At 68.1% G+C, this 14,249-nt stretch carries 8 protein-coding genes; 6 read left to right on the top strand and 2 right to left on the bottom strand.

Annotation, left to right across the window (positions count from 1 at the left end; all coding sequences use genetic code 11):
* Positions 1–22: 22 nt before the first annotated feature.
* The 3 genes from gltB (at position 23) to EAX62_RS11660 (ending at position 7,633) form a co-directional block, all read left to right on the top strand.
* The gene (gltB, locus tag EAX62_RS11670) at positions 23–4,540 is read left to right on the top strand and encodes a glutamate synthase large subunit (protein WP_121901901.1); all 4,518 of its coding nucleotides are present in this window, start codon (positions 23–25) and stop codon (positions 4,538–4,540) included.
* Positions 4,533–5,996: a glutamate synthase subunit beta gene (locus EAX62_RS11665; RefSeq protein ID WP_121901900.1), complete on the top strand. Its 1,464-nt coding sequence runs from the start codon at positions 4,533–4,535 to the stop codon at positions 5,994–5,996. Before gltB ends, EAX62_RS11665 begins: the two co-directional genes overlap by 8 nt.
* Positions 5,997–6,073: 77 nt before the next feature.
* Positions 6,074–7,633 (top strand): aspartate:alanine exchanger family transporter, encoded by a 1,560-nt coding sequence (locus EAX62_RS11660; RefSeq protein WP_121902143.1) that lies wholly within the window; start codon positions 6,074–6,076, stop codon positions 7,631–7,633.
* A 27-nt stretch (positions 7,634–7,660) separates the two neighbouring features.
* On the opposite strand, the gene EAX62_RS11655 is transcribed toward EAX62_RS11660, so the two are convergent.
* Positions 7,661–7,972, bottom strand: coding sequence for a hypothetical protein (locus EAX62_RS11655; RefSeq protein WP_121901899.1), 312 nt, complete (start codon positions 7,970–7,972; stop codon positions 7,661–7,663).
* Between the two features lie 147 nt (positions 7,973–8,119).
* On the opposite strand from EAX62_RS11655, the gene dnaE reads away from it, so the two are divergent.
* From dnaE to rocD, 3 genes are read left to right on the top strand one after another with little or no spacing between them, the layout of a single operon-like run.
* Entirely contained in the window at positions 8,120–11,662 is a 3,543-nt protein-coding gene (gene dnaE, locus EAX62_RS11650; protein ID WP_233557917.1) for a DNA polymerase III subunit alpha, read from the top strand.
* A complete protein-coding gene (locus EAX62_RS11645; RefSeq protein ID WP_147454096.1) occupies positions 11,655–12,221 on the top strand; it encodes a hypothetical protein in 567 nt (188 codons plus the stop codon). Before dnaE ends, EAX62_RS11645 begins: the two co-directional genes overlap by 8 nt.
* 57 nt (positions 12,222–12,278) lie before the next feature.
* Complete coding sequence (gene rocD / locus EAX62_RS11640) at positions 12,279–13,481, top strand: ornithine--oxo-acid transaminase (RefSeq protein WP_121901896.1); 1,203 nt, start codon at positions 12,279–12,281, stop codon at positions 13,479–13,481.
* On the opposite strand, the gene EAX62_RS11635 is transcribed toward rocD, so the two are convergent.
* Positions 13,471–14,196 (bottom strand): spermidine synthase family protein, encoded by a 726-nt coding sequence (locus EAX62_RS11635; RefSeq protein ID WP_121901895.1) that lies wholly within the window; start codon positions 14,194–14,196, stop codon positions 13,471–13,473. The genes rocD and EAX62_RS11635 overlap by 11 nt on opposite strands.
* Positions 14,197–14,249: the final 53 nt, after the last annotated feature.

Below are 14,249 nucleotides of genomic sequence, written 5' to 3'. Positions count from 1 at the left end.
CCACGGATGGAGGAGGATCAGCATGCAGGTCAGCAACCGGCCCGGAAAGGTGGGCCTCTACGACCCCGCCAACGAACATGAGGCGTGTGGCATCGCCTTCGTCGCCAAGCTCGACGGCATTGCCCGCCACTCGATCGTGGCCCAGGGCCTCGAGGCCCTTCGCAACCTTGACCACCGTGGTGCCACGGGTGCCGACGAGGCCGCCGGTGACGGCGCGGGCATCCTCCTCCAGGTGCCCGATCGCTTCCTGAGGTCCGTCGTCGAGGTGACACTGCCCGAGCCCGGTGCCTACGCCGTGGGTCTGGCGTTCCTGCCCGCCGACGCGGACGAGCGGGCCGCCATCAAGCGACAGATCGAGGACATCGCAGCCGACGAAGACCTGGATGTCCTCGTGTGGCGCGAGGTGGACGTGGAGACCGCCACGCTCTCGCCCGTCTCGCTCGCGGTCATGCCCCACTTCGAACACCTTGTCGTGGCGGGCCGAGACAACGAGACTGGCCTTGCGCTGGACCGTCTGACATTCGGCCTGCGCCGCCGCGCCCAGCACGAGGCCGGCGTTCACTTCGCATCGCTGAGCTCGCGCACGCTCGTCTACAAGGGCATGCTCACCACCAGCCAGCTGGAGGAGGTGTTCCCGGAGCTGCTCGACGAGACCATGGAGTCCGCCCTGGCGCTCGTGCACTCCCGGTTCTCCACCAACACATTCCCCTCCTGGGAGTTGGCACACCCGTACCGCTTCATCGCCCACAACGGCGAGATCAACACTGTGCGCGGCAACCGCAACTGGATGCGCGCCCGCGAGGCGCTGCTCATGAGCGAGAAGATCCCCGGCAACCTGGCACGGCTCTTCCCCATCTGCACCCCTGAGGGCTCCGACTCCGCATCCTTCGACGAGGTGCTGGAACTGCTGCATCTCGGCGGCCGGTCATTACCGCACGCCATGCTGATGATGATCCCCGAGGCATGGGAGGGCAACCCCTCCATGGACCCGGCGAGGCGAGCGTTCTACGAGTACCACTCGGCCATCATGGAGCCGTGGGACGGCCCCGCCTGCATGACCTTCACCGACGGCTCCATCATCGGCGCCACCCTTGACCGCAACGGTCTGCGCCCCGGTCGGTACTGGGAGACCTCGGACGGCCTCGTCGTCTTCGCCTCCGAGTCCGGCGTGCTGCCGCTACCCCCCGGCGACGTCGTCGCCAAGGGACGGCTGCAGCCCGGACGGATGCTGCTGGTGGACCTCGAGCAGCACCGCATCATCGACGACGACGAGGTCAAGGGGCAACTCGCTGCCGAACATCCCTACGCCCAGTGGGTGGCGGGCAACAAGGTGGAACTGGACAAGCTGCCCGGCCGCGCACATGTGGTGCACGGGCACGCATCGGTGATCCGCCGACAGCAGGTGTTCGGCTACACACATGAGGAGCTGCGGCTCGTCCTCGCCCCCATGGCCTGCGACGGGTTCGAGCCCATCGGATCCATGGGCACCGACACCCCCGTGGCCGTGCTCTCCGAGCGCCCCCACCTGTTGTTCGACTACTTCTCCCAGCTCTTCGCGCAGGTGACCAACCCGCCGCTGGATGCCATCCGCGAGGAACTCGTCACCTCCCTGACCACCAAGATCGGCCCCGAGCGCAACCTGCTGGACCCGGTCCCGGAGGCCGCCCACCTCATCACCATGACCCGGCCCATCCTCGACTCGGAGCAGCTCGCCAAGATCGTCCGCCTCAGCGACGGCACCGTCCCCGGCTACTCCACGCACGTGGTGCGCGGGCTGTACAAGGTCGCCGGCGGCGGGCGTGCACTGAGGACGCGCCTGGACGAGTTGTGCACTGAGGTGTCCGCCGCCATCCGCGGGGGCGCCCGGGCCATCGTGCTCTCCGACCGCCACTCGACGCCGCAGCTCGCCCCCATTCCGTCGCTGCTCCTGACGGCAGCCATCCACCACCACCTGGTGCGGGAGAAGTCCCGGACCCAGGTCGGCATCGTCGTGGAGGCGGGCGACGTGCGCGAGGTGCACCACGTGGCGCTGCTGCTGGGCTACGGGGCGGCCGCCGTGAACCCCTACCTGGCCTTCGAGAGCGTCGAGGACATGGCCCGCCGCGAAATGTATGTCGGCGTGCTGCCAGAGGTGGCCATCGCGAACCTGGCGAAGGCCCTCTCCAAGGGTGTGCTGAAGGTCATGAGCAAGATGGGCATCTCCACGGTCGCCTCCTACACGGGCGCCCAGGTCTTCGAGGCGCTGGGACTGAGCCACGAGCTCGTTGACGCCTACTTCACCGGCACCACGAGCCGGCTGGGGGGCATCGGTCTCGCGGAGATCGCCGAGGAGATCCGTCTCCGACATCTGCGTGCCTACCCGTCCGACGGGATCCCCCTGGCGCACCGCGACCTGCCGGTCGGCGGCGAGTACCAGTGGCGCCGTGAGGGCGAGCAGCACCTTTTCGACCCCGAGACCGTGTTCCGTCTCCAGCACGCCACCCGCACCGGGCGATACGACGTGTTCAAGCGCTACACGGCGCTCGTCGACAACAACTCGGAGCGCGTCATGACGCTACGTTCCCTCATGAAGTTCGCCGACGGTCGCACCCCCGTCGACATCGACGAGGTGGAGCCCATCAGCGAGATCGTCAAGCGGTTCTCCACGGGGGCCATGAGCTACGGCTCCATCTCCGCGGAGGCGCACGAGACGCTGGCCATCGCCATGAACACCCTCGGTGCCCGCTCCAACACGGGTGAGGGTGGGGAGGACAGGGAGCGCCTGCACGACGACCTGCGCCGCTCCGCCATCAAGCAGGTGGCATCCGGCCGGTTCGGTGTCACCAGCGAGTACCTCACGTGGGCCACCGACCTGCAGATCAAGATGGCCCAGGGTGCCAAGCCGGGGGAGGGTGGCCAGCTGCCCGGACCCAAGGTGTACCCGTGGGTGGCCAAGACACGGCACTCCACACCCGGCGTCGGCCTCATCTCACCTCCGCCGCACCACGACATCTACTCCATCGAGGACCTCAAACAGCTCATCCACGACCTCAAGTGCGCCAACCCGTCGGCACGGGTCCACGTGAAGCTCGTCAGCGAGATCGGCGTGGGAACCGTCGCGGCCGGAGTCTCGAAGGCCAAGGCCGACGTGGTGCTGATCTCCGGGCATGATGGCGGCACGGGCGCGGCCCCACTGACGTCGCTCAAGCATGCCGGCGGTCCCTGGGAACTGGGGCTCGCCGAGGCCCAGCAGACGCTGCTGCTCAACGGGTTGCGGGACCGGATCGTCGTGCAGTGCGACGGACAGCTCAAGACGGGGCGCGACGTCATCATCGCCGCCCTGTTGGGCGCCGAGGAATTCGGGTTCGCCACGGCGCCTCTCGTGGTGGCCGGCTGCATCATGATGCGCGTGTGCCACAAGGACACCTGCCCCGTGGGCGTGGCCACCCAGAACCCCGCGCTGCGCGCCAAGTTCACGGGTGACCCCCAGCACGTCATCAACTTCTTCGAGTTCATGGCCACGGAAGTGCGGGAGATCCTGGCGTCGCTCGGATTCCGCTCCATCGAGGAGGCCGTCGGGCAGGTCGCGGCGCTCGACGTGTCGCCGGCCGTCAGGCACTGGAAGACCCAGGGCCTGGACCTGACACCGATCCTCACCCGGATCGACGTGGATCACCCGCTCCACAACACCACCACGCAGAACCACGGACTGGAGGAGAAGCTGGACATGCGGCTCCTCGAGCTCGCGGCACCCGCGCTGCAGCACGGCCGGGCAGTGCGACACACCGTGGCCATCCGCAACATCGACCGCACTGTCGGCACGATGCTCGGCCACGAGGTGACAAAATCCACGGGTGGTGAGGGGCTGCCGCCGGGCACCATCGAGTTCACCATGCCCGGCACCGCAGGTCAGAGCTTCGGGGCCTTCCTGCCCCGCGGCATCACCCTGCGTGTGGTGGGAGATGCGTGCGACTACGTCGGCAAGGGCCTCTCCGGGGGACGCATCATCGTCGCCCCCGACCCGGCCAGCACGTTCTTGGCCGAGCGCCAGGTGGTGGCAGGCAACGTCATCGGCTACGGGGCCACCTCCGGTCAACTGTTCCTGCGCGGCCTGACCGGCGAGCGGTTCTGCGTCCGCAACTCCGGTGCCACCGCCGTCGTCGAGGGCGTAGGGGACCACGGGTGCGAGTACATGACGGGCGGTGAGGCGCTCGTGCTCGGGCCCACCGGTCGCAACTTCGCCGCCGGCATGTCCGGCGGACTCGCATGGGTGCTGGACATGGACCTCACCTGCCTCAACACCGAGTTCGTGGACGCCGTCGACATGACACCCGCAGATGTCGCCCGGGTCCGGGAACTTCTCATCGACCACCGAACCGAGACCGGCTCCACGCTCGCGTCGGCACTCATCAACCTCGACGACGCGACTGTGGCCAGCCGCTTCACCAAGATCGAGCCCCGCGTATGGGCACGGGTCATGGAGGCCCGCTCCCGGGCCGAGGCCGACGGTCACACCGACACACAGATCACCCAACTCATGATGGAGGCTGCTCATGCCTGACCCACGCGGATTCATGACCTCCCCCCGCGAGATGGCTTCACGTCGGCCCGTGGACGAACGCGTCCACGACTGGCGGGAGGTCTACCCCGGCACGCCGGGACGGGCCCTGCTCCCGATCATCTCCCAGCAGGCGGGCCGCTGCATGGACTGTGGCATCCCCTTCTGCCACAACGGTTGCCCGCTGGGGAACCTCATCCCCGAGTGGAACGACCTGGTGTGGCAGGGCGAATGGCAACCCGCCCTGGAGCGTCTGCACGCCACCAACAACTTTCCGGAGTTCACGGGCCGGCTCTGCCCCGCCCCGTGCGAGACCGCCTGCGTGGTGGGGATCTCGGGTGACCCGGTCACCATCAAGAACGTCGAGGTGGCCATCATCGACAAGGCCTGGGACGACTCACGCGTGGTCCCGCAACAGCCGGAGTGGCACACGGACCGGACGGTCGCGGTGGTCGGCTCCGGCCCTGCAGGCCTGGCCGTTGCCCAGCAGTTGACCCGCGCCGGGCACACCGTGGTCGTGTACGAGCGTGCCGACGCCATCGGTGGCCTGCTGCGCTACGGCATCCCCGAGTTCAAGATGGAGAAGTCCGTGCTGGACCGCCGTCTGAAGCAGATGGGGCTGGAGGGCACCCAGTTCGTCACCGGGGTCGCCATCGGCGAGGACATCACGGGTACCGAGTTGCTGGAGCGCTACGAGGCCGTGGTGCTGGCCATCGGGGCCACCGTCGCTCGGGACCTGCCCGTTCCTGGGCGCGATCTGCACGGGATCCACCAGGCCATGGAGTTCCTGCCGCAGTCCAACAAGGCGGTGCTCGGCGGCGACGTGCCCGGGCAGATCACAGCCACCGGCAAGGACGTCGTGATCATCGGCGGCGGCGACACCGGCGCTGACTGTCTCGGCACCTCCATCCGCCAGGAGGCGCGTTCCATCACCCAGCTGGAGATCATGCCGACGCCGCCCGGCGTGCGTCCCGTCGCCCAGCCGTGGCCCACCTTCCCCATGACGTTCAAGGTCACCTCAGCCCACGAGGAGGGCGGAGACAGGATCTACGCCGTCTCGACGAGCCAGTTCGTGGGCGACGACGACGGCAACGTCGCGGGCCTCGACCTCACCGAGGTCCGGTTCGAGGCCGGGAAGTTCGTGCCGGTGGAAGGCTCCGAGAAGCACATTCCTGCCCAGCTGGTCCTGCTGGCCATGGGCTTCTCCGGCCCGGAGCGCACGATCGCCGAGCAGCTGGGCGTGACCCTGGACGAGCGCGGCAACATTGCCCGCGACGAGCAATTCGCCACCAACGTGCCCGGCGTCTTCGTCTGCGGCGACGCGGGTCGCGGCCAGTCGCTGATCGTGTGGGCCATCGCCGAGGGCAGGTCTGCGGCCCAGGGCGTGGACGAGTTCCTGTCCGGCAGTTCCAAGCTCCCGCGCCCCATAGGCCCGGAGGTCCGCCAACTGCTGGCCTGAGAAGACGGCGTGCGCGAGGGGTAGCCTGCTGTGTGCCCGGCCCCGGCCGGACCGGAAAGGAGTCCCTCGTGCTCGACATGTTGACCGCCTCACCGCTTCTGACGATCCTTCTCGTGGTGGCACTCGGGGCTGCAGTGGGCGTCATTCCCTTTGGGCCGCTGCGCTTCGGGGCCGCCGGTGCACTGTTCGTGGGGTTGGCGCTCGGGGCCCTGGAACCCTCGCTCGGCGAGGGCCTGGGGATCGTGTCCTCCCTGGGGCTCGCCCTGTTCGTCTATACCGTGGGGATCGCTGCCGGCGAGACGTTCTTCGCGGACCTGCGCCAACAGATACCTGTCATGGGACTCGGCGTCGGTGTCATCGTGGTGGTCACGGTGCTGGCGGTGCTCGTCGGGGCCGCCCTCGGACTGGGCCCGCCGCTGGTCGCCGGTGTCCTCGCGGGGGCACTCACCTCCACCCCCGCCCTCGCGGCGGCGACGGCGGCGACGGGCCCGGATGCCGCCATCGGCTACTCGCTGGGTTACCCCGTGGGCGTCGTCCTCTCGATCATCGCAGTGGGTCTGGTGGTGCAGCGGCGCTGGCCCGGCGCCAACGACTCCGCGCCCCCCAGCGCCGAGGGTCTGGTGGCGGAATCCGTGCACGTCGAGCGGGCAACACTGCTGCGGGCCGTGCCGGGCTGGAGCGACGAGACGATCAAGATGAGTTATCTCATCCGCAGTGGTGCGACGCGTGTCCTCGCACCCGGTGAGGACCTCCATCCAGGGGACCAGGTCCTGGTGATCGGCGCACCCGACGCGGTCAATGATGCCGTGCTGTTCCTCGGGCACCGTATGGAGCGGGAACTCACGTCGGATCGCGATGCCGTCGACTTCAAACGGTTGGTGGTGTCCTCCCCTGCGATCGCGGGCCGCACCGTCGCCCAGCTCAACCTCCCCAGCCGCTACGGGGGTGTCCTGACCCGTGTACGGCGCGGTGACAACGACCTGCTCGCCCGCGACGACCTGGTGCTGCAGCTCGGTGACCGCGTCCTCGCGGTGGCGCCCCAGAGCGAGCTGGCCGCCCTGACGACGTACCTCGGAGACTCCGAGCGGCGTGTCTCCGAGGTGGATGCGCTCGCGCTCGGGCTCGGGATGGTCGTGGGCCTGTTGCTCGGTGCGGTCACCATCCCCATACCCGGAGGTGTGGCGTTCTCCCTGGGTCCGGCCGCAGGGCCGCTCGTGGCCGGCATGGTGCTCGGCGCCGTGCACCGCAGCGGGCCGCTGATCTGGAACATCCCGCTGTCGGTGAATCTGACGATCCGCCAGTTGGGCCTCCTGTTGTTTCTCGCCACCGTGGGGTTGGCATCCGGGCCGCTCTTCGCGGAGCAGGCCTTCACCCCCACCGGTCTGCGTGCCGGGGCGTTGTCCGTGGTGGTGGTGGGCGTCTCGGCCATTGCGTTCCTGGGCGGGGCGCGGCTGCTTGGGCTCAGCGCCCAGCGGGGAGCCGGTGGCTTCGCCGGTTACGTCGGGCAGCCGGCGGTTCTGGCCTTCGCCACGCAGCGGGTCAGCGACGAGCGGATCGACGCCGGCTACGCTGCGCTGTTCGCGTTGTGCATCATCGCCAAAATCGTTGCCGTGCAGGTGATCGGCGCCGTGGGTTGACGGCCGTGGTCAGGGCAGGCGGCAGAGTTACCCGGCCTCTGGGTCTGCAAACGGGTCGGGGCCGGGGTGGGTTTCGACCCGTCCCACACGGCGTCCCCACAGGAAGCCCACGACAACTCCGGCGATGATCAGTGCGACGACGACCAGTCCGGCAGCCACCAGTCGCTGTCCATGGATGATGAACGGGAATAGGGGCTGATCCGCGAGGGGCGCGTAGGCGAACCACCCGAAGGAGGCGCCGGTGTCGGGGACTGTGAACCACACCACCATCCCTGCGGCAACCAGCGCACTGGCGACGATCAGGCCGATCGTTGCGGGTCCGCGGGAAGGGGACGCCATGTTCCACCGCTTCCTCAGTCGTGGGTATCTCCAGGTCACGGACAACTCTAACGATGTGAGCCACGAGCGGCCGAGCCTGTGCCGATGACGTCGGGCCAGCGGGGTAGGGTGGGGCCTCGTTCGCGTGATGTGAAGGGAAGCCCTGAGTTGTCGGATTCGTTCGTCCATCTGCACTGCCACACCGAGTTCTCGATGCTGGACGGTGCCGCCCGGATCAAGGACCTTTTTGAAGGCGCCGAGCGCATGGGGATGCCCGCCATCGCCATGACCGACCATGGGAACCTGTTCGGCGCCTACGAGTTCTACAAGGCGTCCAAGGACTACAACGTCAAGCCCATCATCGGGCTGGAGGCCTACCTCACCCCCCGCACGCACCGCTCGGAGCGCAAGCGTGTGCAGTTCGGCGACGGCACGGGCGACGACGTCGCCTCCCGTGGCGCCTACACCCACATGACGCTGCTCGCCTCCAACCCCGACGGCATGCACAACCTGTTCCGGCTGAGCTCACGCAGTTCGCTGGAGGGCTTCTTCTACAAGCCCCGCGCGGACCGGGAGCTTCTCAACCAGTACGGCAAGGGCCTCATCGGCACCACCGGCTGCCCCTCCGGTGAGGTGCAGACCTTCCTGCGGCTGGGCCAGTACGACAACGCAGTGGCAGCCGCCGCAGAGTTCCGCGACATCTTCGGCGAGGGCAACTTCTACGCGGAGGTGATGGACCACGGACTCTCCATTGAGCAACGCATCCGCGGCGACCTCCTGCGCCTTGCCAAGGACCTGAAGCTTCCGCTGCTGGCCACCAACGACCTCCACTACGTCCATGCCGACGACGCCGACGCCCACGACACCCTCCTGTGTGTGTCGTCGGGGTCACGCAAGGCGCAGGTGGACCGCTTCAAGTTCAACGGCAGCGGCTACTACCTCAAGTCTCCGGCCGAGATGCGGGCCCTCTTCGCGGAGATCCCCGAGGCCTGCGACAACACGCTCGCCGTCGCCGAGCGGTGCGAAACGTCCTTCACCGAGGGCATGGGCACGTTCATGCCCGTGTTCGACTGCCCACCGGGGGAGACCGAGGACACCTGGTTCCACAAGGAGGTGCAGCGAGGTCTTCATCGGCGCTTCCCGAACGGCATCTCCCGGGAGGCCCAGGAGCGCGCGGACTTCGAGACCGGCATCATCGCCTCGATGGGATTCACCGGCTACTTCCTGGTGGTGGCCGACTTCATCAACTGGGCCAAGGAGAACGGCATCCGCGTCGGCCCCGGCCGCGGATCGGGCGCCGGTTCCATCTGCGCCTTCGCACTCCGGATCACCGACCTGGATCCCATCGCACACGGCCTGCTGTTCGAGCGGTTCCTCAACCCTGAGCGCGTATCCATGCCTGACTTCGACATCGACTTCGACGATCGTCGTCGCGGCGAGGTCATCAACTACGTCTCGGAGAAGTACGGCAACGACAAGGTCGCCCAGATCGTCACCTACGGCAGCATCAAGGCCAAGGCCGCCGTCAAGGACGCCTCCCGGGTGCTGGACATGCCCTTCGCCGTCGGGGAGCGCATCACCAAGGCGCTGCCAGCCGACGTCATGGGCAAGGGCATCACGCTCCCGCAACTCTTCGACCCGAGCAGCAAGCGTTACTCGGAAGGCGCCGAGGTCCGCGACATGTACGCCTCCGACCCGGACGTGCGCACCGTGATGGACACAGCCAAGGGCATCGAGGGCCTGAAACGCCAGTGGGGTGTTCACGCCGCCGGCGTCATCATGAGCTCCACCCCGCTGCTGGACATCATCCCCATCATGAAGCGCGAGTCCGACGGCGCCATCATCACGCAGTTCGACTACCCCGGCTGCGAGTCGTTGGGCCTCATCAAGATGGACTTCCTGGGGCTGCGCAACCTCACGGTCATCGACGACGCCGTCAAGAGCATCAAGATGAACCGCGGCGTCGACGTCGACCTCGACAACCTGCCCCTGGACGACCAGCCCACCTACGACCTGCTGGCCCGCGGCGACACGCTCGGTGTGTTCCAGCTCGACGGTGGACCCATGCGGGCGCTGCTGCGCTCCATGCAGCCCGACACGTTCGAGGACATCTCCGCAGTCGGTGCGCTCTACCGCCCCGGCCCCATGGGTGCCGACTCGCACAACAAGTACGCCCGTCGCAAGACAGGCAGGGAAGAGGTGGAGCCCATCCACCCCGAGCTCGCGGAGGCGCTGGAGCCGATCCTGGGGGAGACCTACGGCCTCATCGTCTACCAGGAGCAGGTGATGGCCATCGCGCAGCAGCTCGCCGGCTACACCCTGGGTGGCGCCGACGAACTCCGCCGGGTCATGGGCAAGAAGAAGCACGACGCGCTCATCCAGCAGTTCGAGATCTTCAAGGCCGGCATGGTGGAGCGCGGTTTCAGCGTCAACTCCGTCCAGACGCTGTGGGATGTGCTGGTGCCGTTCGCGGACTATGCCTTCAACAAGGCGCACTCCGCCGCCTACGGTCTCGTGTCGTACTGGACGGCCTACCTCAAAGCCAACTTCCCCACGGAATACATGGCCGCGCTCCTGCAGTCCGTCCGCGACGACAAGGACAAGTCCGCGGGCTATCTGGCGGAGTGCCGCCACATGGGCATCCAGGTGCTGCCGCCGGACATCAACTCCTCGGAGCTGGCCTTCACACCCGTCGGAACCAACATCCGGTTCGGGCTGGGTGCGGTGCGCAACGTCGGTGACAAGGTGGTGACCGCCTGGACACAGGAGCGCGCCACGCAGCAGCCCGCCACGAGCTTCCACGACTTCCTCGACAAGGCACCACTGCTGATCTGCAACAAGCGGGTCATCGAGTCACTCATCAAGGCGGGTGCCTTCGACGAGATGGGCCACACCCGTCGCGGCCTGTTGAGTATCCACGAGGCCGCCGTCGACGGCATCATCGACGTCAAGAAGAATGCCGAGAACGGCCAGGACGACCTGTTCGGTGCTGCTTTCGGTGGCGGGGGCGAGGACGAGGGGATGGAGCGTCCCACCGTGCCCCAGGTGGACGAGTGGGACCGGCGCACCAAGCTCGCCTTCGAGCGCGAGATGCTGGGCCTCTACGTCTCGGACCACCCCCTCAACGGGCTGGAACACGTCCTGGCTGCCAACGGGAACCATTCGGTGGCCTCGGTCGCCGCCATCGACGGGTACCGCGGGGAGACCACGGTGTGCGGGCTCATCACGTCGGTGAACCGGCGCGTGAACAAGAAGGGTGCCTTCTACGCACAAGTCGTGCTGGAGGACCTGGCCGCCTCCATCGAGGTCACGATCTTCCCGCGCGTCTACGACGCCGTGGCCATGCATCTCGCGCCCGACACCATCGTGGCCGTGCGTGGTGTCGTGGAGGCGGCCGAGGACCGTGCCCGGATGCGGGCCGTGGACCTGTTCGCGCCGCAGATCAGCTTGGACGGCGCCGCGCCGCCCGTGGTGCTCACGCTGCCGGCGGTGCGCTGCACTCCCGGGATCGTGGCCAACCTCAAACACATCCTCACGGGCTACCCGGGCTCCGCCGAGGTGCATCTTCAGTTGCGCAGCGGTGAGAAGGTCACCACCTTCAAGCTGGGTGAGGGTTTCCGCGTGGCACCCAGTTCCCCCCTCTTCGCGGACCTCAAAGCCGTGCTCGGCCCCTCAGCCGTCGGCGTCGGCCGGTTGGGCGCCCATGACTGAGACCCAAATGCCCCCCTGGCGCCGGATACTTCCGGCGACGCGCTGGCGTGTACTCGTGTTCCTCGTGTCGTGCCTCGCGGTCGGGGCTGCGGTCGGCATCCTGTGGGCAGTGTTCGCGTCCCGCCCCGGCTACGTGGTGGCCGACGACCTGGGAGCGTCCCTCAATGAGCGCGGCATCGCGGAGATCTTCGCCGCAGACGCGCTGTTCAGCGTCCTCCTGGCAGCCGTGGGTGTGGGGGTCGGGGTGGCAGGCTGGCTCGTGTTCCACCGCTGGGGCTGGTGGGTGTGCCTGATCACCGTCATCACGGCGGGCCTCGCAGGCCTGGTGGCGTGGCAGGTGGGGCTCCTGGTGACCCCCAGCAACTTCGCGGAACGCCTCGCCAGCGCCGTCAGTGGTGACGTGGTGGCCGTCGACCTGCAACTCCACGCCAAGGCTGCGCTGCTCGTGGCCCCGTTCACCGCCATCACCCCCGTCATGCTGCTGGCGGCATTCTGGCCGGAATCCAAGGACATGGCGGCGATCGCGGACACCGGAATGGATGAGCCGGAACAAGCCTGACACACCCGCCGACATCACGCTCTGGACAAAACCCCGGAAGCCACGTCTCATGGGTGCATGACAGCCACAATCGACCACATCGACGCCACGCAGCGGTTCGCAGCCCACAACTACGACCCACTGCCCGTGGTGCTCACCGAGGGCAGCGGGGCCTGGGTCACCGACGTCGAGGGACGCCGATTCCTCGACTGCCTGGCCGGCTACTCCGCCCTCAACTTCGGACACTGCCACCCACGCCTCGTGGCGCGCGCAACGCACCAGCTCCAGCGGCTCACACTCACGAGCCGCGCGTTCCACAACGATCAGCTCGGAGGTTTCGCAGAGGCAGTGACCCGGCTGGCGGGCAAGGACATGATGCTGCCCATGAACTCCGGCGCCGAGGCCGTCGAGACGGCCATCAAAGTCAGCCGGAAGTGGGGCTACGAGGTCAAGGGCGTGCCCACCGGAAAGGCCAACATCATCACGATGGGGGGCAACTTCCACGGCCGCACCACCACCATCGTCGGCTTTTCGGACGACCCCGTGGCCTCCGGCGGCTATGCCCCCTTCACACCCGGGTTCCGGGGCGTCGAGTTCGGCGACAGTGACGCCGTCGCGGCCGCCATGGACGATTGCACCGTGGCGGTGCTGGTCGAACCGGTACAGGGGGAGGCCGGCGTGATCATCCCGCCGGAGGGCTACCTGACGCGCCTCCGACAATTGTGCAGCGAGCAGGGCGTGCTCATGGTGGCCGACGAGATCCAGTCCGGCCTGGCACGCACCGGCGAGACGTTCGCCTGCGACCACGAGGCCGTGGTGCCCGACATCTACGTGCTGGGCAAAGCACTGGGCGGGGGGCTGTATCCCGTCTCGGCCATTGCGGCCGACCGGGAGGTCCTCGACGTCATCACCCCTGGCTCACACGGCTCGACGTTCGGCGGCAACCCTCTGGCGTCCGCCATCGGCAGCGAGGTGGTGGCGATGCTGGAGGACGGCCACTTCCAGGAGAGGTCCCGGCAGATCGGGGCCCGGCTGGGGCTCGGCCTCTCGGCGCTGCTGGGCCGGGGGCTGGAGGGCGTCCGCATCCGCGGGGCGTGGGCCGGTGTGGACATTGACCCCGGCCTCATGACGGGCCGCCAGATGTGTCTGTCCCTGATGGCCAGAGGCATCCTCGCGAAGGAGACGCACGGCGCCACGCTGCGACTGGCGCCGCCCCTGGTGGCCACCGATGACGAGATCGACATGCTCGTCGACGCAGTCACCGCAGTCGTCACGCGCTGACGGCGCGAGCCTGAGACGCGACATACACAGTGGCCGTCGACTCACCGCGTGTCAGCGCGTTGGGGAAGGTGATGACCTGGGCCCGGCACAGGGCGAACCTGGCGTCCAACGCCGCGACGAAGTCGTCGTCCGGCGGGTCGTCGGACCAGAGTGCGAATACGCCGTCGGGGTGCAGGTGCCGCTGCAGTGCGCGCAACCCGTCGGAGGTGTAGAGGTCGGCATGGCTCGGGTGGAGCAGGTGGCGCGGCGAGTGGTCGACATCCAGAAGGATCGCGTGGAACAGCGTGGGGGCGTTCCCGGTCAGGGACGCGTCCCCGCGCATCAGGGCGAAGAAGTCCGCCTCCACCAGCGAGGTTCTGGCGTCCGAGGTGAGGGCGGTCTCCGGGAGCAGCCCACGTTCGTGCCACCCGATGACCTCGCCCAGCGCATCCACCACCGTCAGGGTGGCGACGCGATCGTCACTGAGGGCCTGCAGGGCGGTGTACCCCAACCCCAGTCCCCCCACCAGGACATCGAGTCCGTCTCCGGGGGTGGCGGCCAGACCGAGGAGGGCCAGTTCCCGTTCCGCCACGGTGAAGGCGCTCGACATGAGGAACTCGTCGCCGAGTTTCACCTCGTAGACCTCCGCCTCCAGCACGGGGTCGAAGCGGCGGCGCAGCGTCAGCAGGCCGAGGCGCGTCCCCTGGGCATCGAGTTCCTCGAATCGGCGTTTCACGGCGTGAACGTAACACGTATCCACGGCCGGCCGACCGGCCGGTGTCCTCGTCC

It is taken from the genome of Tessaracoccus antarcticus (genome assembly GCF_003688855.1).
Lineage (GTDB): Bacteria > Actinomycetota > Actinomycetes > Propionibacteriales > Propionibacteriaceae > Arachnia > Arachnia antarctica.
Note: the sequence above shows the minus strand (reverse complement) of the source record. Positions and strands in the feature narration are given on the sequence as shown.